Raw genomic sequence first — 25,580 nt, forward strand, 5'->3', positions numbered from 1 at the left:
AGTCTCCTTGATTGATATTGACGGCAAGCTCCCCTGAAGAACAGCACCGCGTCCACTGCGGCTCTTAGACTTCCTCAATGCGGATTAACTGTGGCACAACAAAAAAATCGACTTGCGCGACCGGGAAACGGGGAAGGCTTTTCCAGAAACGGCGTTCAAACGGCCGAAAATTTCGGAAGGCTGGCAATCAGCCGATGCAGCGTGTCGATCGTGGAAAAATCCGCGATACCATCCACCAGCGCCGGGCGGAAATGCCGCTGAAAGGCGGCCACGGCACCTTCTGTTTTTTCGCAATATGCGCCTGTTATTTCAACGCCATATCCGTAAATGGATAGCATGGACTGGAGTGCTTCCACCGGCTGGCCGTGATCGCCGCGCTGAAAAAAACGTCCGCCGCGGATCGGCGCTGGCTCTACCCAATGACCGACACCGTGCCGCGACAGGATGTCCCATGGGAATTTTTCACCCGGATCAACCTTGCGGATCGGCGCCACATCGGAATGCGCAAGGACCCTTTCAGGGGCGATAGACCACCGCTGGCCGCAATCGCGACACAATTCGATGACGGCAGCTACCTGTTTTTCCGGAAATTCCGGCAGGCCGCCCGGGTGGCCCTGATTGGCGATTTCAATCCCGATGGAGCGGGAATTGATGTCCGCCTCCCCCGCCCAGCCGCTTTTGCCCGCATGCCAGGCGCGGCGTGTTTCCGCAACAAGCTGCATGACACGCCCGTCTTCAAAAACGAAATAGTGGCTGGAGACCTGGCTTTCGGGATTGCAGAGCCACGAAAGGGCGCCATCGGCGGTCGTCATGCCGGTATAGTGCAGGAGAATGATATCCGGGCCCGCCACGCCCTGTCTTTCGCCATGGTTGGGAGAAGGCGCAACGGTTGCGCCCCCGAAATCCGGGTTGAAATCCGGCAGAAATTCACTCATGCGACGCGGCGTTCTTTCTCGATGGCCTCATAGGCGGCATTGAGAGCCGCCATACGCTCATTCGCGGCAGCGTGCAATTCCATCGGCACACCGCGCGCGATGAGCTTGTCCGGGTGGTGCTCGGCAACCAGCGAACGGTAACGCTTGCGAATATCCAGAAAGTCGTCCGAGGGCGAAACGCCAAGCACGCGATAGGGATCGCGCCCATCCATATGAACGTGCCGTGCCATGATCGTTTCGAAATGATCTTCGGTAATATGGAAGATTTCCGCGATACGGCCGAGAAACGCCAGTTCCCGCTCGTGGATCAAGCCGTCTGCCTTGGCGATGTGGAACAGGCCATCGATGACGCTTTCCAGCATCTCGCAATTGTCATGGCCGGAGCCGCAAAGACCGGCAAGACGTTCGGCATAGGCCTCGTATCCCGCAACGTCCTGGCGTGCGAGATTATAAAGGCGGGCAACGTTTCTGGCTTCTTCTTCAGGAAAATCGAAAATCTGCCGGAAGGCGCGCACTTCGGCATCGTTCACGACACCGTCTGCCTTGGCCATCTTTGCCGACAGCGCGATAATGGCCACGGAAAAAGAAACCTTGCGGCGGGTCTCCGGATCTCCCTCGAAAAGGGTGCGGATCGCCTCTACCACGCGACCGAGCGTGCTGCCTGCCGCGTCACCGATCGCGCCGAGCAGCCGTTCCCACAGGGATGAAATATGCAAACAGGCGAAATCGAACATCATGACGCCAAGCATGACGGCATATCGCCGTGAATGCAATATGCGCGGCGCCGCTACGGCATTAACTTTTATTCATTTTTGCGACAGTTTTTCTTCAGGAGCAAGGGGGCGGCAAACGGGAGAGCAACGGTTTTCCACAGACGGCGAAGCCTGGTGCAAGGTTGGAGGCGATTGAAACGATTATATTCGGCTTCTTTGCCCAAGCTGCTGAAAAACCGCGAGAAATCGGCATTTTTCGTGATAAATTCACTTTACACCTACACGTGGCTGTCGCATCCATTTGCCAGACATATCTTTCTATCCAAGCAAAGGAGAGCCACAATGGCCAAACAGAAAGTCGCAATGCTGACCGCGGGTGGCCTTGCTCCCTGTCTCTCTTCAGCCGTTGGCGGCCTGATCGAGCGTTATAGCGACGTCGCGCCTGATATTGACATTGTGGCCTATCGTTCCGGCTATCAGGGCGTGCTTCTGGGCGACCGGATCGAGATCAACAAGGACATGCGCGAAAAGGCGCATCTGCTGCACCGTTATGGCGGATCACCGATCGGCAACAGCCGCGTAAAGCTCACCAACGCTGCCGATTGTACCAAGCGCGGGCTGGTGAAAGAGGGTGAAAATCCGCTGCGCGTTGCCGCCGAACGGCTGGCTGCCGACGGCATCACCATTCTCCACACCATCGGCGGCGACGACACCAACACGACGGCCGCCGACCTTGCCGCCTATCTCGGCGCCAATGGTTACGATCTGACCGTCGTCGGGCTGCCGAAGACCGTGGATAACGACGTGGTTCCGATCAGGCAGTCGCTCGGCGCATGGACCGCGGCCGAAGTGGGCGCTTCCTTCTTCGACAATGTCAGCAACGAGCAGAGTGCTGCGCCGAAGACCTTTGTCATCCACGAAGTCATGGGCCGCCATTGCGGCTGGCTGACGGCTGCGACCGCCCGCGCCTACATCCAGAAGACCAACGGCAATGAATATGTCGAAGGACTGATGATGAACACGCAGATGAAGAACATAGACGGCATCTACCTGCCGGAAATGGCGTTCGACATCGAAGCGGAAGCCGAACGGCTGAAGGCGATCATGGACAAACACGGCTACGTCACGTTGTTCGTTTCCGAAGGCGCGGGGCTCGATTCCATCGTTGCCGAACGCGAAGCCGCCGGTGAAGCCGTCAAGCGCGATGCCTTCGGCCATGTGAAGATCGACACCATCAATGTCGGCGGCTGGTTCCAGAAGCAATTCGCCGGCCTCATCGGCGCCGAACGCTCCATGGTCCAGAAATCCGGTTACTTCGCCCGCTCCGCTCCCGCCAATGGCGATGATCTGCGCCTCATCCAGGGCATGGTCGATCTTGCCGTCGAAAGCGCGCTGAACAAGGTTTCGGGCGTCACCGGCCACGACGAAGACCAAAAGGGTAAATTGCGGACCATCGAGTTTCCGCGTATCAAGGGCGGAAAGCATTTCGACCTGTCTGCAAAATGGTTTACCGAAGTGATGGAACACGTCGGTCAACCGTTCACAGCGGCCTAATTTTACGATAGGCTGGAGAAAGCGGCGACAGGGAGGGCAAGGAGGAAGAGAATGTCTGGACAGGCGTGGCTGGTTTTTTGTGCAGCATGTGCCGTTGTGTTCGCACTTCCCTCTCCACTTGTATTCTCTGTCGCCTCCTATGCCGCTATCCGCGGCAGAAAAACGGTGTTTGCCTCTGTCACTGGCGGCGCGCTTGGCATCGTCACAGCTATGACGATATCTGCGATTCCAGCGGCTGGCCTTGCCTATCTGCCGCATGCCTTTGTGGAAATCGTTCAGTGGACTGGTATCGGCTGGCTGATTCTTTTCCTGTTATGGACCTTTGCCACCCCCGCCGCCCAGGCAGCCAATGCAGACAATGACAATCTGCCCGGCAAATCATCCAGCGGCATTTTCCGTGATTGCTACGCCATTGCAGCGTTGCGTCCGCGCTATTTCATGTTCTTCCTGGCACTGTTGCCGCAATTCGTTTCCACCTCCGGCAATGCGGTCGAAACGCTGGCCGTAGCGCAGGCCGCAATCCTGTTGCTGGCACTTGGCATTCTGGCAGCGCAGGCACTCTTCGCCGGCTCCACGCTGGCACTGGTGCGCCGCATGTCCGGCAACAAAAAAATCCGGCCGAAATACCGCACTCACTTCATTTCTGGCCGTGCCGTCAGCGCCGGATACCGCCGCATCGCCGCCTGAAAAACCGCGACGCCACGTCCCGGCTTGCCGCTATCCTTACAATAGGTTAATGAAGGCTCGATGGGACACTGCCTGCTTCGCTCGACGCGGGGGTATCGACAGACAGGCATAACGAAGGCGGCAACATGCGAAATTCGGCAAAATTCCGCGGAAGAAGCGCACTTCTTCTGTCTTCCACGGTGGGCCTTGCACTGGCTTTGGCCGGATGCACCAGCGTAGAATATGCCGCAAAGGAAGGGCCGAACGGCCCGAAAATAGCCGCAGTCAACCAGACCGCACCGGCACAAGCCTCCGCACAGTCGGAAACGGCTGGTACCCCGGCTGATACCGCCGCACCGGCAGCACATGCCACTGACGTGGCAGCCTCTTCCCAGCCCGAATCGCTTCCAACCGTCGCCGCCGTCAAGGGTGGCCGCGTGGCGCTGCCGCCGGCAGCGGAAATTGCAGCGGCAGTGGCGAGCCCAACCCAAATGCAGCCACAGCAACAACAGACAGAGGTCGCGCAGGCAACGGTAACGACAGCCGCGCCGACGACGGCTGCGGCTCTTGCACCGCACGCCGCAACGCCGGCAGCCGCAGCGATCGAAACCGCAAGTGCCGCCGCGAAACCGGCGGCCCACAACTCTGCCGCCGACCTGCCGCAGGTGGTTGCCGTCAAGGGCAGCTTCCCGCCCGCACCGCCGCCGCCCGGAACGCCGTCGATCGGTACCGAACTGACCGCGGAACGGAAAGTCATTCCCCTGCCGAAGCCGGACAGCACGGTTCTGGCCTATGCGGCCGGTCCGACCAACGCCGCCCTTGCCGCTATCCGGCAGAACGAAACGATGACGGCGCCGTACAAATCCGCGCCGGCCGGACGTGAAAAGCTGAGCGGGCTTATTTCGAAATACGCTGTCATGTATAATGTGCCGGAAGATCTGGTGCATCGCGTGGTGCAGCGTGAAAGCAGATACAATCCCGGCGCCTATAATGGCGGCCACTTCGGCCTGATGCAGATCAAGCACGCCACGGCCCGCTCCATGGGCTTTGATGGCCCCGCCTCTGGCCTGTTCGATGCCGAAACCAACCTCAAATATGCCGTCAAATATCTGAGCGGCGCCTGGCTTGTTGCCGACAACAACCGGGACAATGCTGTCAGGCTTTATGCACGCGGTTATTATTACGATGCCAAGCGCAAGGGCATGCTGCACGTTCTGCGCAAGTAAGCCTTTGAGCAGAGCCGGGACTGCAATGCGGCAAAGCGGCTTTTCTTAAAAACGTCGAGCACGTCACTTTTGTCATCCTCGGGCTTGTCCCTGGGATCTGCAAGCTTTTGATTTTACGATATGTGCTTAGATCCTCGTTACAAGCCCGAGGATGACGTCACATCCAAATCTAAGCTTGAGACCTGAGTTGGTTTCACACCGCCTTTTCGATTCGTTACGTCGGCCCACAACCCCTGTCATCAAACTGTAGCGTCGTGACTGTAGACGCCTCTCAATCTATTGAGAGGTGAACATATGACGAGTGCGGCACCCAAGACCGGCTTCAGCAAGAATACGAAACTGAAGTCCGCATTGCTCCAGCACAAGGCGCTCTCGAAAAGCGGTTTTTCCGAACGGTTCTTCGGGGTTCTCTTTTCCGGTCTGGTTTATCCGCAAATCTGGGAAGACCCGGAAATCGATATGGAAGCGATGGAGCTTGCTGAAGGCCACCGCATCGTCACCATCGGCTCGGGCGGCTGCAACATGCTGGCCTACCTCTCCCGCAACCCTGCCAGCATCGATGTGGTGGATCTCAACCCGCATCACATCGCTCTCAACAAGCTGAAGCTTGCCGCCTTCCGCCATCTCCCGGCCCATCAGGATGTGGTTCGTCAGTTCGGCCGCGCCAATACGCGCAGCAATAGTCACGGCTACGACCGATTCATCGCCGACCATCTCGACGACACGACCAAGGCCTACTGGTCGAAGCGCACCCTGTCCGGCCGTCGCCGCATCTCGGTATTCGACAGGAACATATACCGCACCGGTCTGCTCGGCCGTTTCATCGGCGCCGGCCACCTTATGGCCCGCCTGCATGGCGTCAAGCTGACCGAAATGGCCAATAGCCGCACGCTGGATGAACAGCGTCGGTTCTTCGACAGCAAGGTCGCACCGCTGTTCGACAAGCCGGTGGTGCGCTGGCTGACGAAGCGAAAAAGTTCGCTGTTCGGCCTTGGCATTCCGCCCCGCCAATATGACGAGCTGGCAAGCCTTTCCAACGACGGCACAGTCGCCTCCGTCCTCAAGGAGCGGCTGGAAAAGCTTGCCTGCAACTTTCCGCTCAGCGACAATTATTTCGCCTGGCAGGCCTTCGCGCGCCGTTATCCCGAGCCGCATGAGGGTGCTCTGCCCGCTTATCTCAAGCGGGAATATTACGAGACGATCCGCGACAACACCGCCCGCGTTGCCGTGCACCACGCCACCTATACCGAGCTGCTTTCCAAAAAGCCGGCAAACGGCGTCGATCGCTACATTCTGCTCGATGCGCAGGACTGGATGACGGACGTGCAGCTCAACGAATTGTGGTCGCAGATCAGCCGCACCGCCGCTCCCGGCGCCCGCGTCATCTTCCGCACCGCTGCCGAAAACAGCGTGATCGAAGGCCGTCTCTCGGCAGATATCCGCAACCAGTGGATCTATCTCGAGGAACGCTCCAATGAGCTCAACGCCATGGACCGTTCGGCCATCTATGGCGGCTTCCATATCTATCAGAGGGCTCTGGCATGAAAACCATCGGCGAGAATGTCGGCCTTGCGGATGAGGCGCATGCGAGCCTGATGGACCGCATGTATCGCCACCAGCGGCATATCTACGATATTACCCGCAAATATTACCTTCTGGGCCGCGACAGGACCATTTCCGGCCTCGACGTGCCCAAGGGTGGCACGCTGCTTGAAGTCGGCTGCGGTACCGGCCGCAACCTGCTGCTGGCCAGCCGCAAGTTTCCGGAAGCAAGACTGTTCGGTCTCGATATCTCCGCCGAAATGCTGCTGACCGCATCCGAGAATTTTACCGGAAAGACGGAACGCCCCGTTCTGCGCGTGGCCGACGCCACCGCTTTCCGCGCCGCAGAATTCGGTCAGCCGGACGGTTTCGACCGAGTCATGATCCCCTATGCGCTTTCGATGATACCGGACTGGGAAAAGGCGATCGAACAGGCGCTGACAGCTCTCAAGCCCGGCGGCTCGCTGCACATCGTCGATTTCGGCCAGCAGGAACAATTGCCCAAGTGGTTCCGCGCACTTTTGCAAGCATGGCTCACCCGCTTCCACGTCACGCCCCGCGCCAATCTCCGTTACGTTCTGGCCAACATGGCAGGCCGTTTTGACGGTAATCTCGAATTCGAAGAGATTGCCCGGGGTTACGCCTGGCGGGCCATCATCACGCTTCCGGTCGCCGAAGTGCAGCCAAAAGTCAGCCGTATTCTGGCAGACGCCTGATCCTCAAGGGTTAAGGCGCCTCGCCTCTGCAAATGCGGGCGAGACGCTGCCAGCCAGCGGTCCTACAAGTATACGCCACTGGGACTGAAAGACCGCAAATCTCTTGGAATCCAGCGACTTGCGAGCCGAAAAAACGCCACTGCCCCTTGCCATAACGGCTTGTTTACCATGTTATGGGTAAATCGGGAGACGCGGCGCGCCATTTTGCGGCCGTGGATGGGCAACAATAATTCATCAGGGTTCCAATGCGGCTGCGTCTATCGGCACTTTTGTCGGCTATGTTGTTGATCGGCGGCTGTACGTCCACGAGCTATGACCTGCTTGAAACGGCTTCTGTTTCCAAGCCGAAATTCTCCGATACCGACCCACAGGATTTTGGCACGAACAACCCGCATCGCCACGAGGTGCATGGTATCGATGTGTCCAAATGGAATGGCGACGTCGACTGGCGGACCGTGCGCAAATCCGGCGTTTCCTTCGTCTTCATCAAGGCCACCGAAGGCTCAGACCGCATCGATCCGAAATTCGGCGACCATTGGCGCAGTGCGGCGGCGGCAGATATCCTGCACGCGCCATACCATTTCTATTATTTCTGCTCGACGGCGGACGCTCAGGCCGACTGGTTCATCAGCAACGTGCCAAAGGAAGCCGTCACCCTGCCGCCGGTTCTCGATGTTGAATGGAACCCCTCCTCCCCCACCTGCAAGACGCGCCCGGCCCCTGGCATCGTCCGTGCCGAGATGCAGCGTTTCCTCGACCGCCTCGAGGCCCACTACGGCAAGCGCCCGATCATCTACACATCGGTCGACTTCCACCGCGACAACCTCGTTGGCCAGTTCAAGAATTACCATTTCTGGGTGCGCTCCGTCGCCGCGCATCCCGCCAAGATTTACGAAGACCGGCAGTGGGCCTTCTGGCAATATACGGCCACCGGCGTCGTGCCCGGCGTCAACGGCCCAACCGACATCAATGTCTTCGCCGGAAGTGAGAAAAACTGGCGGAAATGGATCGCTTCGGCCAAATAATACGGCCAAGAAGCAACACATTCGAAAAATCGGCGTTCTTCTGCACCGGCAGATCGCTGGACCCGTTTTTTTGTCGCAAACATGTGGGTAAAGCGGGCTAACAACCTATCGAGGAAATTCCCATGCCCACTTTTCGGTCGCGCAGCATCATTTTTGCCGCCGCTCTGTCGCTTCTCTCCACCGGCTCCGCCCTTGCCACACCGCCTGTGGCCTCGCCTGACGATCCAAAGCAGGTTGCGTGCGGCGGTGATCTAGGCGCATTTCTTGAGGGCGTGAAGGCTGAGGCCGCTGCCAAGGGTGTTCCGGCGGCTGCCATCGAAAAGGCGCTGGCCGGCGCGCAGATAGACCCCAAAGTGCTTTCGCGTGACCGCGCACAGGGCGTCTTCCGCCAGACCTTCCTCGAATTTTCCCAGCGCACTGTCAGCCAGGCCCGTCTCGATATCGGCCGCAAAAAGCTGCAGGAGCTGTCATCGACCTTTGCCCGTGCCGAGAACGAATTCGGCATACCGGCTGGCGTCATTGCTGCCTTCTGGGCCATGGAGACCGATTTCGGCGCCGTCCAGGGCGATTTCAACACCCGTAACGCGCTGGTGACCCTCTCGCACGATTGCCGCCGCCCGGAACTCTTCCGTCCGCAATTGCTGGCCCTCATCGAAATGGTCCAGCACGGCGATCTCGACCCCACGTCCAACACGGGTGCATGGGCCGGTGAAATCGGCCAGGTACAGATGCTGCCCAAGGACATCATCGCCTTCGGCATCGATGGTGATGGCGATGGCCATGTCAACGTCAAGAGCAGCGCACCGGATGCGATCCTCACGGCGGCGAAATTCATCCAGCACCTCGGCTTCAAGAAGGGCGAACCCTGGATGCAGGAAGTTTCCGTACCGGAAAACCTGCCCTGGGAGAAATCCGGCCTCGGCGGTTCGCTTACCGCCGGTGACTGGTTTACCCTCGGCGTGACCCCGCGCGACGGTAACAAAAATTTCGCCTCCCTGCCCGCAGCCCTCATCATGCCGCAGGGCCGCAAGGGACCGACCTTCCTCACCTATCCCAACTTCAACATCTATCTGGAATGGAACCAGTCGTTCATCTACACGACCTCGGCTGCCTATTTCGCCAACCGTCTGATGGGCGCCCCTGTTTATAACAAGGGCAATCCCGATCCGGGCTTCGATGACGCTACGATGAAAGAGTTGCAGACAAAGCTTGAAGCGCGCGGCCACGATGTTGGCAAGGTGGACGGAATTCTCGGTTCCGGCACCCGCGTCGCCATCCAGAAGGAACAGCAGCGTCTCGGAATCCCTGCGGATGGATGGCCGACCCAGGCACTTCTCCAGGCGCTTTAACCTGTGTTAATCGCACCTTCGGGCCTTTAATCTATCGCCGGAATCAAGGCTTAAACTGTTAATCTCGACCGGATGACTGGGGATAACACCCCGGTCATTTACTTTTTTTAAAGATATGAAGCACTGCGTGATGAGAAAATAATCTTTTATTTTCAATGAATTACAGAAGTTACTTTTTTTAGCGGCGACAAAGCATGCTGCACCGCATCACAGAAACCGCTTTTCAAGTGCCACAAAACGGTCATATTATCGAACCTGTCAACAACAGGAGGCACCCATGGGACTTACAAAATCTCTCAATGCCTTGGCAGTCGGTTTGGCGTTTTTGTTCGTAGCGATGATGCTTTTCATCTGACGAGACGTGAAGACCAAACGCAGAAAAGAACCGTAGATGACACGAGTTTGAAAAGCGCAGGTCCTGTCGGGCCTGCGCTTTTTTCCTGTCGTAAATGGAATATCTGAAATCAGGCGGCGCTGCGGCGCAAACGCTCAAGACCGAGGTTCTCAAGCACCGCATCGACCAGCGGCGCACGGTTCATGGTGTAGAGATGGAACTCGTTGACACCGCGCCGTTGAAGATCGGCGATCTGCTCGGCAGCAACTTCCGCCGCAACGCGGGCGCGTCCCTCGAGATCGTCATCATAACCTGCAAAACGCTCATCCAGAAAACTGGGCACACTGGTACCGCAGCGGCCGGCGAAACGCTTGAGCTGGGTCAGGTTCTGGATCGGCATGATACCCGGAACGACCGGAATGGTGATGCCCGCAGCCGTAACCCGCTCCATGTAGCGCTCGAACACGTCATTATCGAAGAAGAACTGCGTCAGCGCCCGCGTTGCGCCGTTGTCCGCCTTGCGCTTCAGCATATCGATATCGACCGCATCGCTGGCGCTCTCCGGGTGCTTTTCGGGATAAGCAGAAACTGAAACCTCGAAATCGCTGATATCGCGTAGCCCCTTCACCAGGGCGGCGGCATTCTCGTAACCTTGCGGATGCGGCCTGTAATCCGTGCCGATACCGGTCGACGGATCGCCGCGCAGCGCCACGAAATGGCGAACGCCAGCATTGCGAAACTCTTCAACGACCTGATGCACGTCGTCACGGCTGGCATCAACGCAGGTCAGGTGCGCGGCGGTCGGCAGATGACTGTCACCGATCATCCGGCGCACCGCATCCAGCGTCGGCGCCTTGGTGGAACCGCCCGCGCCATAGGTGACGGAGACGAAATCCGGATCCCATTTCTTCAGCTCGGCAACCGTTTCCCAGAGCTGGTTCTCCATCTCGGGGTTCTTGGGCGGGAAAAACTCGAAAGATAACCGGATATCCCCCCGGATTTCGCCATTCTGGCGCGCGGTTTCCGACCTCAACATATCATGCCCTCCCGGCAGCAAGTAAAACGGCCTCTTGCACCACATCGTCTGCCATCAGCAGCCGCTGGTCGCGGGCAACCCATATCGTGACGTCCAAGGATTCATCGGACGCCCGTTCAGAATGAAGATCGACGGCACGGTCGAGCACGAGCCCGGCCTTTTTCAGCCATTCATCCATAAGCGGATGCGAAAAGCCAAGCCGCACATGCGCATGCTCGTCGCGAAGATGCTCGAAGGAATGGGGTGCAAGATCGATGACGATCAGCCGGCCACCGGGACGCAGCATGCGGGCGGCTTCGGAAAGCGCGATCTCCGGCTGGTCGAGAAAATGCAGAACCTGATGGATGACGATCAGATCGAAATCCTGGCCTTCCAGCGGCAGGTTGAGAATATCGCCATGGCGAACGGATGCATTGACCACGCCCGCCTTGTCCAGATTGGAGCGCGCCACCGACAACATGTCGCGGCTGGCATCGACACCGATTGCCCGGCGATAGATACCGCTCAGAAGCTGCAGGATGCGGCCCGTGCCGGTACCGAGATCGAGCAGCGAGTCGATCGGGGTGGTTCCGACCAGCTTCAGCAATGCCCCTTCCACGGCCTCGTCGCTCACATGCAGGCGGCGCAGCTCGTCCCAGGCGGAGGCATTGCGGCTGAAATAATCCTGCGCCCGCTCCGCCCTTACCCGCTTGACGGTGGCAAGGCGTTCGCTGTCGCGCTGGAGAACGGCGTCAGAGGGCGATGCGGCGCCCAGCAGCTGCCTGATAACAACGGCGGGCTCGCCATCCTGCCGCAGGCGGAAATAGGCCCAGGCGCCTTCCTGATAGCGCTCGATCAACCCTTCTTCCGTCAAAAGCTTGAGATGACGGGAAATACGGGGCTGCGACTGGCCGAGAATTTCGGTGAGATCGGTGACGGTCAGATCGCCGGCCGCCAGAAGCGCCAGCAAGCGAAAGCGCGTCGGCTCGCCGGCCGCCTTCAAGAGATCCACCAATTTATCCAAACCGAACGCCACGTCTGCCGCACCTTGCAATCTAATCAACATATAAAGATATCTTTATGTCGGCGTCACGCGAGATGCAAGCGCAATTTGCCACGCTCTCCCCTCAAGCCCCATTTATTGCATCAAAAAAGGCCCGCTTTTGGGCGGGCCTTTATGAAGTGATCCGAGAACAGGATCAGCGCGTCAGGCGCTTGTAGCTGACGCGGCCGGGCTTGATGCTTTCCGGGCCGAGACGACGGACCTTGTCCTTTTCATAGTCTTCGAAGTTGCCTTCGAACCATTCCACGTGGCTGTCACCCTCGAAGGCGAGGATGTGAGTGGCCAGACGGTCGAGGAACATGCGATCGTGGCTGATGATAACGGCGCAACCGGCGAAGGCTTCCAGCGCTTCTTCGAGCGCTGCCAGCGTTTCCGTATCAAGGTCGTTGGTCGGTTCGTCGAGCAGCAGCACGTTGCCGCCTGCCTTCAGCATCTTGGCAAGGTGAACGCGGTTACGCTGACCACCGGAGAGGTTGCCGACCTTCTGCTGCTGATCGCCGCCCTTGAAGTTGAAGGCGCCGCAATAAGCGCGGGAGTTCGTTTCGAACTTGCCGAGCTTGATGATGTCGTTGCCGCCGGAGATTTCCTCCCAGACGGTTTTGTCACCCGCCAGCGTATCGCGGCTCTGGTCGACGTAACCAAGGTGCACGGTCTCACCAATGGTCACCGAACCGCTATCGGGCTTTTCCTGACCGGTGATCATGCGAAACAGCGTGGTTTTACCAGCACCGTTCGGGCCGATGACGCCGACGATGCCGCCCGGAGGCAGCTTGAAGGTGAGGTTTTCGATCAGAACCCGGTCACCATAGGACTTTGTGAGGTTTTCCGCCTCGATAACGACGCGGCCCAGACGCTCGGCGACCGGAATGACGATCTGCGCGTCGCCGGGACGGCGATTTTCAGCGGCTTCCACCAGTTCGTCATAAGCGCGGATACGCGCCTTGGACTTCGTCTGGCGAGCCTTGGGGCTGGAAGCGATCCACTCCTGTTCGCGGCTGATGGCCTTCTGGCGCGAGGCGTCTTCGCGGGATTCCTGCTGCATGCGCTTGGCTTTTGCCTGCAGATAGGCGGAATAATTGCCTTCGTAGGGAATACCACGGCCACGGTCGAGTTCGAGAATCCAGCCGGTGACGTTGTCGAGGAAGTAGCGATCGTGGGTGATCATCATCACGGCGCCGGGATAGTCGCGCAGGTGCTTTTCGAGCCAGGCGATGGTTTCAGCGTCAAGATGGTTGGTCGGTTCGTCGAGCAGCAGCAGGTCAGGCTGCGAAAGCAGCAGCTTGCAGAGCGCCACGCGGCGACGCTCACCACCCGAAAGGCCGGTTACTGCCGAGTCGCCAGGCGGGCAACGCAGCGCATCCATGGCCATTTCGACCTGATTTTCCAGATCCCACAGGTTCTGGCTGTCAATGATGTCCTGAAGCTTTGCGCCCTCATCCGCCGTTTCGTCGGAATAGTTCATCATCAGCTCGTTGTAGCGGTCGACGATTGCCGTCTTGCTCGCCACACCTTCCATGACGTTTTCCATCACGGTCTTGTTTTCGTCGAGCTTCGGCTCCTGCTCGAGATAACCGAGCGTCGCACCCTCAGCGAGCCAGGCCTCACCGGTATATTCCTTGTCGAGACCGGCCATGATCTTCAAAACGGTCGACTTACCGGCACCGTTCGGACCGAGGATACCGATCTTGGCATCGGGGTAGAAGGAGAGATGGACGTTCTCAAGAACCTTCTTCGCGCCATAGGACTTGTTCAGCCCGGCCATGTGATAGATGAATTGACGTGCCATTGTAGCGAATGCTCCACATCGGATTTTAAAGAGTACGTATCGGGAAATTTGCCGCTATGTAGGGTAAATAGGACCTTGGGGCAACCTCTGGCACGATTTTGACCCCATGATTATGACAAGGGATACCATGGCAGGCACGGGTGAAAGCATGAATGAGACGACGGATGACTTGACGTTCAGCCGGATTGAGAGGCTCGACGCTCCATCAGGCGCATCCATCGCCTTTCGCCACCAGCCCTCTGCCCTTTCTCCGGCGCGCGGCGTGCTGATGATCTGCCACGGCCTGGTGGAGCACGCCGGCCGTTACCGCCGTTTTGCCGATGTCATGGCAAAGCAGGGTTTCGAGGTCTATGCCCACGATCATCGTGGCCATGGCCGCACAAAGGCTGCCGATGCGCCGATTGGCCGCTTCGCCTGGAAGGACGGAGCCAGCAAGGTCGTTGCCGATGTCATGGCGATGCGCATGATGGTCGGCGAAAGACATCCCGGCCTGCCGGTCATCCTGTTCGGCCATTCCATGGGCGGCCTTGTGGCGCTCAACACCGCCGTCAGCCATCCGGATGCCTTTGATGGTCTGTCCATCTGGAATTCCAACCTCAATCCCGGTGTCATGGGCCGTCTTGCACAGATCGTGCTGCGCCTTGAAAAGATGCTGAAAGGCTCTGATGTGCCGAGCGCCATCCTGCCCAAAGCAACCTTCCGTGCCTGGAATGCCAGAATGCCGGAAAAACGCACTCATGCGGATTGGCTGAGCCATGACAGGTTAGCGGTGGACGCTTATGTGGAGGATCCGCTTTGCCAGTTCGAGGCCAGCGTCTCCCTGTGGCAGGATGTCTTTGAATTGTCCTATCGTGCGCCGAGGCTCATCGAACGCCTGCCGAAGACGCTGCCGATTTTGCTTGTCAGCGGCGATCAGGATGCCGCGACCAATGACGGCAAGGAGATCGTCTGGCTTGCCGAACGCTTCCGCGAAGCGGGTTTCGGCCATGTCGAACACACGATCTATCGGGGCATGCGCCACGAAACCCTGAACGAGATCGGCTGGCATGCCGTGGCTGCGGATTTCGCCGCCTGGTGCGGCCGCGTCGTTGGCAAATGACGAGCCTTTGCCGAAACGGAATAAGTCCATGAGATAAAATCACATGCGGCAATGCGGGGAGACGTCTATAAACCGGCAAGCAGAAAACACCGGGGGACAAATGACCGAAACGCCGAACAGGAAACCGCCACTATCAGGTATTCGCGTCATCGAACTGGCGCGTGTTCTGGCCGGTCCCTGGGCGGGGCAGATGCTGGCCGATATGGGTGCGGATGTCATCAAAGTCGAGAACCCTGAAGGTGGAGACGATACCCGCGCATGGGGTCCGCCCTTTGTCGAAAGCGCAGATGGTGAAAACCTCTCCGCCGCCTATTACCATGCCACTAATCGCGGCAAACGCTCCATCGTCGCCGATCTCAAGACGGTGGAAGGCTGTGCGCTGGTGCGGCGGCTCGTGCGCACCGCCGATGTTGTCATCGAGAATTTCAAACGCGGCGGGCTTGCCAAATATGGCCTCGACTATGAGAGTCTCAGGGTTCTCAATCCGAAGCTGATCTATTGCTCCATCACCGGCTTCGGCCAGACCGGACCCTATGCCGATTTCGCCGGATACGACTATATCGTGCAGGGCATGTCCGGTTTCATGTCGATCACCGGCGAACCCGACGGTCAGCCTATGAAGGCGGGCGTTGCCGTTGCCGATATCTTCACCGGCATCTATTCCGTGTCAGCCATTCAGGCCGCGCTGATCCACGCCATGCGGTCAGGTGAAGGCCAGCATATCGACATGGCGCTTCTGGACGTGCAGTCGGCCGTGCTCGCCAACCAGAATATGAATTACCTGATTTCCGGCAATGCCCCCGTCAGGCTCGGCAACGCCCATCCGAATATTTCCCCCTATGAGGTGGTGCCGACGGCTGATGGTTTCCTGATCCTCGCGGTCGGCAATGACGGCCAGTTCCGCCGCCTCTGTAATATTCTCGGCATTGGCGCGATTGCCGATGACGAGCGTTACGCGACAAACAAGGCCCGCGTGGCGCACAAGGTCGAGGTCCGGCAGATCATTTCCACCGAAACGCTGAAATGGCAGAAGCGCGATCTTCTGACCGCTTGCGAGCAGAACGCCGTACCGGCCGGGCCAATCAACTCCATCGAGGAAATGTTCGCCGATCCACAGGTTCAGGCACGCGGCCTGCGTGTTGATCTCGAGGCGCAGGATGGCACCGTCATCCCCAGTGTGCGGACACCGATTATCATGTCACAGACGCCGCTGCGTTACGAACGCCCGAGCCCGAAGCTTGGCGAGCATCAGGCGCAAGTGCTGGCCGAACTGGAAAACATCGAAAGGACCACGGCGCCATGAAAGCAACCGGAATGAAAAGAACAGGCGGACAACTGATCGTCGAAGCGCTGAAAGCCAATGGCGTCTCCCGCGTTTCCTGCGTTCCCGGTGAAAGCTATCTGGCGGTGCTGGACGCGCTTTATGAAAGCGGCATTGAAACCGTGGTCTGCCGCCAGGAAGGCGGCGCTGCCATGATGGCCGACACCTGGGGCAGGCTGACCGGCGAACCCGGCATCTGCATGGTAACGCGCGGTCCCGGCGCAACCAACGCCTCGGCCGGCCTGCATATCGCAAGGCAGGATTCCATTCCGATGATCCTGTTCATCGGCCAGGTACAGCGCGAAGCCCGCGAGCGTGAGGCGTTTCAGGAAGTGGAATATCGCCGCGCCTTTACCGAATTCGCCAAATGGGTGGGCGAGATCGACGATGCGCGCCGCATTCCGGAATTCGTCACCCGCGCCTTTGCCGTCGCCACCTCCGGCCGCCCCGGCCCCGTGGTGCTGACGCTACCCGAAGACATGCTGGTTGAAGAGGTTGAAGCCCCCAAGGCAAAGCCCTATACCCCGGTCGAAGCGCATCCCGGCCCGTCGCAGATCGCCGCTTTCTCAAAAATGCTGGGCGAGGCCAAGCGGCCAATCTTCATCATCGGCGGCACACGCTGGTCCGAAGAAAGCGTCGCAAGCTTCACGGCTTTTGCCGAAAGGAACAAACTGCCCGTCGGCTGCTCCTTCCGTCGCCAGATGCTGTTCGATCACTTGAGCCCATCTTACGCGGGCGATGTCGGAATTGGCATCAACCCGGCCTTGGCGAAGGAAATCAAGGAAGCCGACCTCGTGGTGCTGCTCGGCGGTCGCCTCTCGGAAATGCCTTCCTCCGGCTACACGCTGATCGACATTCCCTACCCGTCGCAGAAACTTGTCCACATCTACCCGGAAGCCGAAGAGCTTGGCCGCGTCTATCGCCCCGATCTCGCAATCTGCGCCTCACCGGATGATTTCGTCGCCGCCCTTTCTTCCGTAACGCTCCCCGATAACGCCGCCTGGGCGGACCGCACGGCCACCATGCATTCGGCTTACCTTACCTGGTCGACACCGCCGCAGACCGGTCCGGGCGCGGTGCAGATGGGTCCGATCATGGACTGGATCGAGGCCAACGTGCCGGATGATGCCATCTTCACCAATGGCGCGGGCAACTATGCCACCTGGGTGCACCGCTTCCACCGCTTCCGCCGCTTCAACACTCAATCGGCGCCGACCTCCGGCTCGATGGGGTACGGCCTGCCGGCGGCCGTGGCCGCCAAGCACCTGTTTCCCGAGCGCGAGGTGATCTGCTTTGCCGGTGATGGCTGCTTCATGATGCATGGGCAGGAATTCATCACCGCCGTGCGGTATGGACTGCCTATCATCACCGTGCTGGTCAATAACGGTACCTACGGCACGATCCGCATGCATCAGGAGCGGGAATATCCCGGCCGCGTCAGCGGCACCGATCTCGTCAACCCGGATTTCGCGGCCTTCGCCAAGGCCTATGGTGGCCACGGCGAAACGGTCGAAAAGACGCAAGACTTCGCCGCCGCCTTCGAACGCGCCCGGGCAAGCGGCAAGCCCGCCATCATCGAGGTGAAGCTGGATGCCGAAGCGATCACGCCAACCCGCACGCTGACCCAGATCAGAAGCCGGACCTGATATTGCGCATGGACATGGCTCCGGCATGGTGTAAATCCTGACTAGAACATACAGGTTAGGAAACGACATGCCGGATGCAGCCCCTCCCGTCATCACCCCACGCGGCGCAAAGATCGAACCTTCGGCCGGTGCGCCATTCGAGGCCGTGCGCGTGGCACGCGATGTCCTGCACACATCCCGCACGGCGGCGCTCGCGACCCTCGATCCGGTCAGCGGTTATCCCTATACGACCGCCACCAATATCGGCATCGAGCCGGATGGTAAGCCGTTCTTCTTCGCGGCGGGCCTGACGCTGCATGCCCGCAACATGGAGGCCGACCCGCGCATCTCGTTGACACTTGCCCCCTTCGGCAAGGGCGACGCGCTGACGCTGCCGCGGCTGACACTGGTAGGCAAGGCGGAACTGATCGATCCGGAAGAAGTGCCGCTTGCCAGACAGCGCTACATCGACCGCTATCCCAAGGCAAAACTCTACCTCTCTCTTCCCGATACAAGGCTCTACCGGCTGCGGACAGAGGGCGTTCAGATCAATGGTGGCCCGGCCCGCAACGCCAGCAACATCACACCTGCCGATCTGCGCAGTGACCTTTCCGGCGTGGAACAGCTGATGGCTGCGGCAGCGGACGAGGCCGCGCGCCTCAACGCCATCAAGGGCGAGGCATCACGGCTGGCCGCTCTTGCGGGTGCGAAAACCGCACGCTGGAAAATCACTTCCATAGACCCTGATGGTATCGACCTCGCCTCAGCCAACGACCTGGCACGGCTGTGGTTTGCAGAACGGGTGAGGACGTTGAAGCAGCTTGAGAAGGCGCTCGCCCAGCCAGTGAAGTGATGGGCGCAAGCGATTCACAAACCTGGGACAATCGCCTCTCCTCCGTCATGCTCGGGCCTGCCCCTAGCATCTGCTACCTATCAATTTGCGATAAGTGATTGGATCCTAGGAACAAGCCCGAGGATGACAAAACGAGCGTTTCGAATTTTCCCAACAAAAAAGGCCGGGCTGCATTCCGCAACCCGGCCTTTTTCAAAATCAAACCGTTACTCAGAGAGCAGCGGTAACGATGAACTCAACCTTGTAGTCCGGAGTAGCAAGCGCCGCTTCGCTGGTGGCGCGGGCCGGCGGGTTTGCCGGGTCGATCCAGCCTTCCCAGACGGCGTTCATTTCGCCGAAGGTGGACATGTCGGAGAGGTAGATGATGGTCTGCAGGATCTTCGACTTGTCGGAACCGGCAGCGGCCAGCAGACGATCGACTTCAGCCAGCGCCGACTTGCTCTGATCGGTCACGGACACGCCCTCACCGACCTGGCCGGCCAGATAAACGGTGTTGCCGTGGATGACGGCGCCGCTCATGCGCTTGCCCGGTTCGATACGCTTGATGGTCATGGAAAACTCCTGTTGATTGGCTTTAGAAAATCGAATTATCCGCGGAAAATCAGCCGCGCAGGTGGTGGGTCTTTTCGTAGATCGCGGTCGAGCGCGCGCCGGAACGGCAATAGCCGAGCATCGGGCGCTGCAATTCGTCAAGCGCATCCACCATGCCGGTAACCGCATCCGCATCGACGCCGTAGCGGCCAACCGGTACATGCACGATGGTCAGGCCAAGCTGTTCGGCACGCTCGGCAATATCGGCGAAAAGCGGCTGGCCTTCTTCTTCGCCATCCGGGCGGTGGCAGACGATCGACTTGAAGCCGAGTGCCTTGACCTCGTCGAGATCGGCAACGCTGATCTGTCCCGTGACCGAATATTCGTCGTCTATGCGCCTGATATCCATATTAATGCCTCCGCTTAAACCGGCGCCTTGGCGCCGCTGGCACGCTGTCGCCACTGTCTGAAATCCGCATCCGATGTAAGGGCTCAAAACTCTTGCGTCAATGATACGGCGCCTTCATTCGGTACGCCATTCAGTCCCCTATTCAGAGGATGGAAAAGCGAAGACCATAGGAGCGGCTTTCGCCCGGCTGCAGCATATTGAACTCGCCGGCGGCCTCAAGCTCGCCGCGCCCCACCCAGCGGTGCGAAACCGGTTCGATGCCAAGCACATTGGCCGGATCCTTCTGGTTCCGCCACATCTGCAGATAGGGCAACGTCTCCGTGCCGAAACGTACTTTCAGCGTCTTGCCGCCAATTGCGGCAATCGGACCGAGAGCTAGTTCCGCCCATTCGTCCTGACCGGCAGGTACACAGAACACCGTGCCCGGCTCCTCGCCAAAGCGCCAGCCATGACCACCGCCATCAAGCATGGCACCTTCCAGACGAACGGCCTCGTCAAACAGCCGCGCGCCGACATTCATGTGGTACATCAGAAAAACCGGGATCGGCCGCGAACTCGTATTGACGATCCGGTCATCGAGGCTGACTTCGCCGCTTTCGCCATCGATGCGCCATGTCCGCTCGAGAAGGGCCGTGCCACCATCGGCAAGGTTCACGGGAACCTCGGCACGCGCCAATGCATTGGACTCATGAACGTCGAAGGCAACTATCTTGGCGGGATGCGCGGAGAAGGCCCCATGCAACGGATATCGACTCCCCTCGCCCTCACCGCCGATCGGTTCGGGATGGCGGATATGATCGGGACCGCAGGTGAACAGAAAGCCTTCCAGCGAATGGTCGATGCGCGGATCGCCATCATCTGGAATGGCACGGCCGGGCGCGATGTCGATACCATCGACAACACAGGCGCCAATATCGAAAACGGAGGTTTCATCGAGGAAAATGCGCGGCGATTTGCCGGCCTGAAACGAACGCAAGACAACCTCCCTGTGGCAGTAAAAGCGCAATAATCACGGAAACGCTACTAACCGTGACGTAAATTAAGATTGCTTTAACCGTGAATTCACCTTTTTCACAATAGGGTCAAGATTACGGTGTGTTTATCGGTGAACGAAGTAAGGGATAGCAGAATCGTGAAACAGTTTGTTAACGCAGCTCTGGGTCTGGCGATTGCCTTGGCGGCGGTTTGCGCGCCTCTACAGGCTGGCGCGCAGCAGCGTTATGGCTATCAGGAACAGCCGGTTCTGGTGACGCCGGATGGCCGTGTTCTCGATTTCGTGCCCCAACGTGGCGACATCGTCATCAGTCGCGACAATATGGGCCGCACGGTATTTTATGACCGGTACGGCAACCTGCTGGCCACTGAAATGCCGTCAGGCTATCAGCAGCGGCAACAGGTACAGCAACGCGACACCACCTACTATCCCCCGGCCCCCGGTGGTGAATATCGTGAGCCGCAGCGCGATTACGGTTATCAGGATAATGGAAGCGTGCGCGATTATCGCGAATATCGCGGCAATGGTTCCGGCGACGATGTCTATACCGGCTCGGTTCCCGGCCCGGGCGCTGTCGAAAGCGCGCCGCTCAACCAGCCGATGCCCGAAGAAAGCACCACGGCTGCCGTTCCGCAGCCGCAGCACCTGATCGAGCGCCACACGCCCGTCACCACACCGGTCAACCGCTCCCGCCAGGAGATCGTAGCACTTCAGACTTTCCTCGACCGCGAAGGCATCTCGCCCGGCGTGATCGATGGCAAGATGGGCGACAACGTCAACAAGGCGATTGCCGCCTGGCAGGACATGACCGGCGAAAAGCTCGACCCGAACAATTCCGAGGACATTCTCGAGCGTCTGCGCGCCTCCGGCGGCATGCCGATCGTCGATTATACGATCACCGCAGCCGATGCAGCCGGCCCCTATGTCGCTTCCATTCCGGATGACTATGCGGAGAAGTCGCAGCTACCCGCCCTCTCCTTCACCTCCACATCGGAGGCGTTGGCAGAGCGCTTCCACATGGACGAGACCTATCTGAAAGAACTGAACCCCGGCATCGATTTCTCCGTACCCGGCACCATCATCAAGGTCGTCAATCCGGGGGAACCCAAAAAGGGCCAGGTGGCCCGCATCGTCGCGCATAAGGGCATCAAGCAGGTCTTCGCTTATGGAGAGGATGGCGCTCTGATCGCCGCTTATCCCGCCACCATCGGTTCTACCGACACGCCTTCGCCAAGCGGCACGCACACCGTCGAGCGCGTCGCGCTTAATCCGGGTTACACCTACAATCCGAAGATCAACTTCAGGCAGGGCCAGAACGACAAGATCCTGCAAATTCCGCCCGGTCCAAACGGCCCTGTTGGCACAGTCTGGATTGCCCTGTCCAAACCGACCTACGGTATCCACGGCACGCCGGAACCCTCGAAGATCGGCAAGACCAACAGCCACGGCTGTATCCGCCTCACCAACTGGGATGCGACGGAGCTGGCAAAAATGGTCCGACCCGGCGTCGTGGTTGAGTTCGCGGAATAGGAATGACCGCGAAGACGAATTGCAAAAGCCCGGCGGATGTCATTCCGCCGGGCTTTTTCGTTGCTGAATGTTATCCGCGCTTTTCAGTCAGGAAGTAAAGCAGCGCTGCCGCTGGTAGAGCAAAGCCGACCCAGGACGCAGCACCCCATTCCCCAACGGAATAGGCCCAGCCGCCGACGGCAGAGCCAATCGCACCGCCCATGAAAAATGTCGCCATGTAGACGCCGTTCAGACGGCTGCGGAATTCGGCGCCGAGCGTGAAGATGGCGCGCTGACCCAGCACCAGATTGGTGGTGACGCCGAAATCGAGAACGATGGCGGCGACCACGAGAATGCCGAGTGCCAGATGCGATCCTTCCGGCGCAAGATGCGTGACGGCGAATGACAGCGCCGCTGCCACCATCGCGGCAAAAGTAGCGGCATAGGTCCAGCCCCGGTCAGCCATGCGCCCCGCAATCGGCGCGGCGACGGTGCCTGCTGCACCGGCAAGGGCAAACAGCGCAATCTGGCCCTGGCTGAGATTGAAATGCGGCCCGCTCAGATAAAGCGGCGTCGTCGTCCAGAACAGGCTGAAGGCAGCAAACAGGAAGGCGTGATAGATCGCCCGCCGCCGCAGGATAGGCGTATGGGCGGCAAGCCTGCCCATGGAGGCCATCAACGCCCCATAACCCAGCCTTGCCTCAGGCACACGAACGGGCAAAAGGCGATAGAGCACAACGGCGAGAATTGCCATGACGCCAGCCGAAGTCAGGAACACACCGCGCCAGGAGACGACTTCCGACAGGAGGCTGGAAACCGGGCGCGCCAGCATGATACCGGCCATCAATCCGCTCATGACATTGCCGACCACCCGCCCTCGAACAGCGTGCGGCGCCATGTGCGCCGCATAGGGAACGATAACCTGCACCGCGACCGAACTGATACCGACCAGAAAGGCCGCAATCAGAAAAGGTGCCGCATGCGGGGCAAAAGCCGCCGCGAGGAGCGCAAGCACCGCCATCGAAACGGTGCTGACGACCAGCCTGCGATTCTCGACCAGATCGCCAAGCGGCACGACGAAAAGCAGGCCGACGCCGTAACCGATCTGCGTCAGGGTCACGATCAGACCGGTTGCGCCGGCAGACAGGCCAAGCTCCGCCCCGATGATGCCGGCAAGGGGCTGGCCATAATAAAGATTAGCCGCAATCAGTCCGCAGGCGGTAGCCAGCAGAAAAGTCAGGGCCGGGGAAATGGATGTTTCGTAAACATCCTCCCCTTCAACTACACGCGTCGTCATCATTTTCTCCAAAATGGAAACGAATGTTTCCTAAATAGCCACGAAATTATTCGGCAAGTTTCAGGGCGATATCCACCACGGCCGTCATCTCTTCCAGACTGCGCCCGGTCTTTCCCACCACCCGCATCCCGTACATCATGCACAACATCGCTCTGGCGAGATCATCGGGATCAGTCTTCGACTGCACGGAACCATCCCTCTGCCCCTCAGCCACCAGCCGGGCAACGATCCGCTCCCTCGCCTTCACCGCCCGCTCGACCACGACAGCGATATCGTCGTCCAGTGCGGCGAGATCGGCGGCAGCGCCAACCACGAGGCATCCATCCGAACCGGTGGCACCGTGCGACCGTTCCGCATAAAACATCAGGCCGGCTCGCAAACGCTCGTAACCGGTATCATAACCGGCAACGGCGGCTTCAAACCGCTCCGTCTGCAAGGTCCTGTAGCGCTCCATCGTCGCGATGAAGATGGATTTCTTGTCCTTGAAAGCCTTGTAGAGACTGCCCTGCGCCAGTTCCATCGCATCTGTAAGATCACCGACAGAGGTGGCGTGATACCCGCGCCTAGAAAAAACACGGATTGCTCCATCAAGCGCGCGGTCAATATCGAACTCGCGCGGCCTGCCGCGATGGCGTTGTTCCGGGGAATTGGTGTGGCTGGTATCGGTCATGATCGCAATATAGGAAATGATCATTTCCAAATCAAGCAAAAATAATGCCCGCACCTCCAGCAGTCCGGGCATTGGGAGTGTTTTCAAGCCGCCTTGCGGGTGAAAAAGCGCGCGGGTTGGGTGCCCAACCGCGACAGGGGTTTCGGCAAAAGGCCTAGCAACTCGCTCGCGAATGCTTTCGCATTCTCCACCGCCTTGTCGATATTGCTGACCTTGTCCTTGTCGAGACAGAGAAGCGTTCCGCCATAATCGAAGATATCGCGATAAGCCGCTCTTTCGACAATCGGCGTATTCAGAACCGAAACGTTCTTCTCGGCCAGCAGCATTTTGACAAGCAGCAGCGAGCGGGTCGCCACCATGGCGTTGACCCGCGTCAGCACGATGGAGTGGGCGATCGCCTTGCCCATCTTGCGGTTCAGGAACTCGATATGGTCAAGAACCTCCGCAGCCCCACGCGCATCCATGGCGCAGCCCTGCACCGGTATCAGCACATGATCGGAAATACCAAGCGCCATGGTCAGAAGCGGGTTTTTCGCTCCCGGCAGATCGATGATGAAACAGTCGGTATTGGCATTGTTTTCGCGGATATGCCCCTCGAGAGACGCCATCGTCACATGCGAAATTACCGAGAGATTTTCGATCTCGCCTGATAATTCGTGCCAGCGGGAAATCCACAATTGCGGATCGGCATCCAGAACCGTCACGCGGTGGCCGCTGCGGGCAAGTTCGGTTGCCAGAAGCAATACGGCAGTTGTTTTTCCCGCGCCGCCCTTGGTGTTGGCAAAAGTAATGACAGGCATGATATCCCCTGATGATCAGAGCTGTTTCATGCTCATTCACGCACCGAACCAATCATGGTGCTTTCCATAACCTTAACGAACATGGTTAAGAAAAGACTAAGATCGTTTGTGTGGACAACAAAAAGCCCGCGATAAATCGCGGGCTTTTGCCATCTGATTGATCACGCCAGCTTTCGGCAGGAACCCACATCGTCCGCACGCAGGCGACCGGCTTTTAGATCCTCGTACTTCGGCAAGTTCAGGGAACTGCCCAGCCTTTTCTCAACGGTTGCACGATCAAGCGTAATCATGCGTCCGGCGCTCGTGAAGGACACCATGCCGTTCTTTCCAGAATACGCCATAGTCGCGCGCATTTCACAGAAATAGCGGTCTGAACCCCTGGACAAATTCCATCCCCGGATTCCCGCCTTAGTGCTCGACAGAGCTCCGACTTTGTAACCCTGACCGGAAAGTTCCTTGAAAGAAGCGGCCTGCGCCGCAAGGGGCAGGCTTAGAAACGCCACTGCGAGCAATGGCGAAAAAACTGAAAATCTCATGGCTGCCATAAC

The 25,580-nt window shown here is 59.0% G+C and carries 24 protein-coding genes; 12 read left to right on the top strand and 12 right to left on the bottom strand.

Annotated features, from left to right (window positions below):
• Window positions 1-155: 155 nt before the first annotated feature.
• Window positions 156-935, bottom strand: a complete 780-nt coding sequence (locus tag AC5SEO_RS10660; protein WP_174068531.1) for an N-acetylmuramoyl-L-alanine amidase — start codon at window positions 933-935, stop codon at window positions 156-158.
• Window positions 932-1,672, bottom strand: a complete 741-nt coding sequence (locus AC5SEO_RS10665; protein WP_013636520.1) for a J domain-containing protein — start codon at window positions 1,670-1,672, stop codon at window positions 932-934. The genes AC5SEO_RS10660 and AC5SEO_RS10665 overlap by 4 nt, the downstream gene beginning before the upstream one ends.
• A 318-nt stretch (window positions 1,673-1,990) precedes the next feature.
• Between AC5SEO_RS10665 and AC5SEO_RS10670 the strand changes: the two genes are divergently transcribed.
• The 7 genes from AC5SEO_RS10670 (at window position 1,991) to AC5SEO_RS10700 (ending at window position 9,726) form a co-directional block, all read left to right on the top strand.
• A complete protein-coding gene (locus AC5SEO_RS10670) occupies window positions 1,991-3,202 on the top strand; it encodes a pyrophosphate--fructose-6-phosphate 1-phosphotransferase (protein WP_174068532.1) in 1,212 nt (403 codons plus the stop codon).
• A gap of 51 nt (window positions 3,203-3,253) precedes the next feature.
• Window positions 3,254-3,889, top strand: a complete 636-nt coding sequence (locus tag AC5SEO_RS10675) for a LysE family translocator (protein ID WP_025594056.1) — start codon at window positions 3,254-3,256, stop codon at window positions 3,887-3,889.
• Between the two features lie 125 nt (window positions 3,890-4,014).
• The gene (locus tag AC5SEO_RS10680; RefSeq protein WP_141193310.1) at window positions 4,015-5,094 is read left to right on the top strand and encodes a lytic transglycosylase domain-containing protein; all 1,080 of its coding nucleotides are present in this window, start codon (window positions 4,015-4,017) and stop codon (window positions 5,092-5,094) included.
• A 294-nt stretch (window positions 5,095-5,388) separates the two neighbouring features.
• Window positions 5,389-6,639: a BtaA family protein gene (locus tag AC5SEO_RS10685; RefSeq protein WP_174068533.1), complete on the top strand. Its 1,251-nt coding sequence runs from the start codon at window positions 5,389-5,391 to the stop codon at window positions 6,637-6,639.
• Window positions 6,636-7,352 carry a class I SAM-dependent methyltransferase gene (locus AC5SEO_RS10690; protein WP_013636524.1) on the top strand — a complete coding sequence of 239 codons (717 nt, stop codon included), beginning with the start codon at window positions 6,636-6,638 and terminating at the stop codon, window positions 7,350-7,352. The genes AC5SEO_RS10685 and AC5SEO_RS10690 overlap by 4 nt, the downstream gene beginning before the upstream one ends.
• A gap of 245 nt (window positions 7,353-7,597) precedes the next feature.
• The gene (locus AC5SEO_RS10695) at window positions 7,598-8,377 is read left to right on the top strand and encodes a glycoside hydrolase family 25 protein (RefSeq protein WP_013636525.1); all 780 of its coding nucleotides are present in this window, start codon (window positions 7,598-7,600) and stop codon (window positions 8,375-8,377) included.
• 122 nt (window positions 8,378-8,499) lie between these two features.
• On the top strand, window positions 8,500-9,726 hold the full coding sequence (locus tag AC5SEO_RS10700; protein ID WP_003513276.1) for a lytic murein transglycosylase: 1,227 nt from the start codon (window positions 8,500-8,502) through the stop codon (window positions 9,724-9,726).
• Window positions 9,727-10,190: 464 nt separating this feature from the next.
• Here AC5SEO_RS10700 and metF read toward each other — a convergent pair whose 3' ends face one another.
• From metF to ettA, 3 genes are all read right to left on the bottom strand, one after another.
• Window positions 10,191-11,096, bottom strand: a complete 906-nt coding sequence (gene metF / locus AC5SEO_RS10705) for a methylenetetrahydrofolate reductase [NAD(P)H] (RefSeq protein WP_065662300.1) — start codon at window positions 11,094-11,096, stop codon at window positions 10,191-10,193.
• A 1-nt stretch (window position 11,097) separates the two neighbouring features.
• On the bottom strand, window positions 11,098-12,111 hold the full coding sequence (locus AC5SEO_RS10710) for an ArsR/SmtB family transcription factor (protein ID WP_019565268.1): 1,014 nt from the start codon (window positions 12,109-12,111) through the stop codon (window positions 11,098-11,100).
• Window positions 12,112-12,274: 163 nt separating this feature from the next.
• Window positions 12,275-13,924: an energy-dependent translational throttle protein EttA gene (gene ettA, locus AC5SEO_RS10715; protein ID WP_003513287.1), complete on the bottom strand. Its 1,650-nt coding sequence runs from the start codon at window positions 13,922-13,924 to the stop codon at window positions 12,275-12,277.
• 127 nt (window positions 13,925-14,051) lie between these two features.
• On the opposite strand from ettA, the gene AC5SEO_RS10720 reads away from it, so the two are divergent.
• The 4 genes from AC5SEO_RS10720 (at window position 14,052) to AC5SEO_RS10735 (ending at window position 18,822) form a co-directional block, all read left to right on the top strand.
• The gene (locus AC5SEO_RS10720; protein ID WP_174068632.1) at window positions 14,052-15,023 is read left to right on the top strand and encodes an alpha/beta fold hydrolase; all 972 of its coding nucleotides are present in this window, start codon (window positions 14,052-14,054) and stop codon (window positions 15,021-15,023) included.
• A 100-nt stretch (window positions 15,024-15,123) separates the two neighbouring features.
• Entirely contained in the window at window positions 15,124-16,326 is a 1,203-nt protein-coding gene (gene caiB, locus AC5SEO_RS10725; protein WP_174068534.1) for a succinate--glutarate CoA-transferase, read from the top strand.
• A complete protein-coding gene (locus tag AC5SEO_RS10730) occupies window positions 16,323-17,990 on the top strand; it encodes a thiamine pyrophosphate-binding protein (protein WP_038491656.1) in 1,668 nt (555 codons plus the stop codon). Before caiB ends, AC5SEO_RS10730 begins: the two co-directional genes overlap by 4 nt.
• A 67-nt stretch (window positions 17,991-18,057) precedes the next feature.
• On the top strand, window positions 18,058-18,822 hold the full coding sequence (locus AC5SEO_RS10735) for a HugZ family pyridoxamine 5'-phosphate oxidase (RefSeq protein ID WP_174068535.1): 765 nt from the start codon (window positions 18,058-18,060) through the stop codon (window positions 18,820-18,822).
• Window positions 18,823-19,032: 210 nt separating this feature from the next.
• Here the strand turns inward: AC5SEO_RS10735 and AC5SEO_RS10740 are convergent, their stop codons facing one another.
• The 3 genes from AC5SEO_RS10740 to AC5SEO_RS10750 all read right to left on the bottom strand — a co-directional run bounded on the left by AC5SEO_RS10740 (window position 19,033) and on the right by AC5SEO_RS10750 (window position 20,738).
• Window positions 19,033-19,374, bottom strand: a complete 342-nt coding sequence (locus tag AC5SEO_RS10740) for a RidA family protein (RefSeq protein ID WP_003513295.1) — start codon at window positions 19,372-19,374, stop codon at window positions 19,033-19,035.
• Window positions 19,375-19,423: 49 nt separating this feature from the next.
• On the bottom strand, window positions 19,424-19,762 hold the full coding sequence (locus tag AC5SEO_RS10745; RefSeq protein ID WP_003513297.1) for a protein tyrosine phosphatase family protein: 339 nt from the start codon (window positions 19,760-19,762) through the stop codon (window positions 19,424-19,426).
• Window positions 19,763-19,904: 142 nt separating this feature from the next.
• Window positions 19,905-20,738, bottom strand: a complete 834-nt coding sequence (locus AC5SEO_RS10750; RefSeq protein WP_141193313.1) for an aldose 1-epimerase family protein — start codon at window positions 20,736-20,738, stop codon at window positions 19,905-19,907.
• Between the two features lie 156 nt (window positions 20,739-20,894).
• On the opposite strand from AC5SEO_RS10750, the gene AC5SEO_RS10755 reads away from it, so the two are divergent.
• Complete coding sequence (locus AC5SEO_RS10755; protein ID WP_003513302.1) at window positions 20,895-22,286, top strand: L,D-transpeptidase family protein; 1,392 nt, start codon at window positions 20,895-20,897, stop codon at window positions 22,284-22,286.
• Between the two features lie 70 nt (window positions 22,287-22,356).
• Here AC5SEO_RS10755 and AC5SEO_RS10760 read toward each other — a convergent pair whose 3' ends face one another.
• The 4 genes from AC5SEO_RS10760 to AC5SEO_RS10775 form a co-directional block, all read right to left on the bottom strand.
• Window positions 22,357-23,562: an MFS transporter gene (locus tag AC5SEO_RS10760; RefSeq protein ID WP_019565262.1), complete on the bottom strand. Its 1,206-nt coding sequence runs from the start codon at window positions 23,560-23,562 to the stop codon at window positions 22,357-22,359.
• 46 nt (window positions 23,563-23,608) lie between these two features.
• A complete protein-coding gene (locus AC5SEO_RS10765) occupies window positions 23,609-24,256 on the bottom strand; it encodes a TetR/AcrR family transcriptional regulator (RefSeq protein WP_026330777.1) in 648 nt (215 codons plus the stop codon).
• Between the two features lie 59 nt (window positions 24,257-24,315).
• Window positions 24,316-25,032 carry an AAA family ATPase gene (locus AC5SEO_RS10770; RefSeq protein ID WP_019565260.1) on the bottom strand — a complete coding sequence of 239 codons (717 nt, stop codon included), beginning with the start codon at window positions 25,030-25,032 and terminating at the stop codon, window positions 24,316-24,318.
• A gap of 161 nt (window positions 25,033-25,193) precedes the next feature.
• Window positions 25,194-25,577, bottom strand: a complete 384-nt coding sequence (locus AC5SEO_RS10775) for a hypothetical protein (RefSeq protein WP_013636538.1) — start codon at window positions 25,575-25,577, stop codon at window positions 25,194-25,196.
• Window positions 25,578-25,580: the final 3 nt, after the last annotated feature.

This window comes from Agrobacterium sp. K11, from assembly GCF_059429395.1.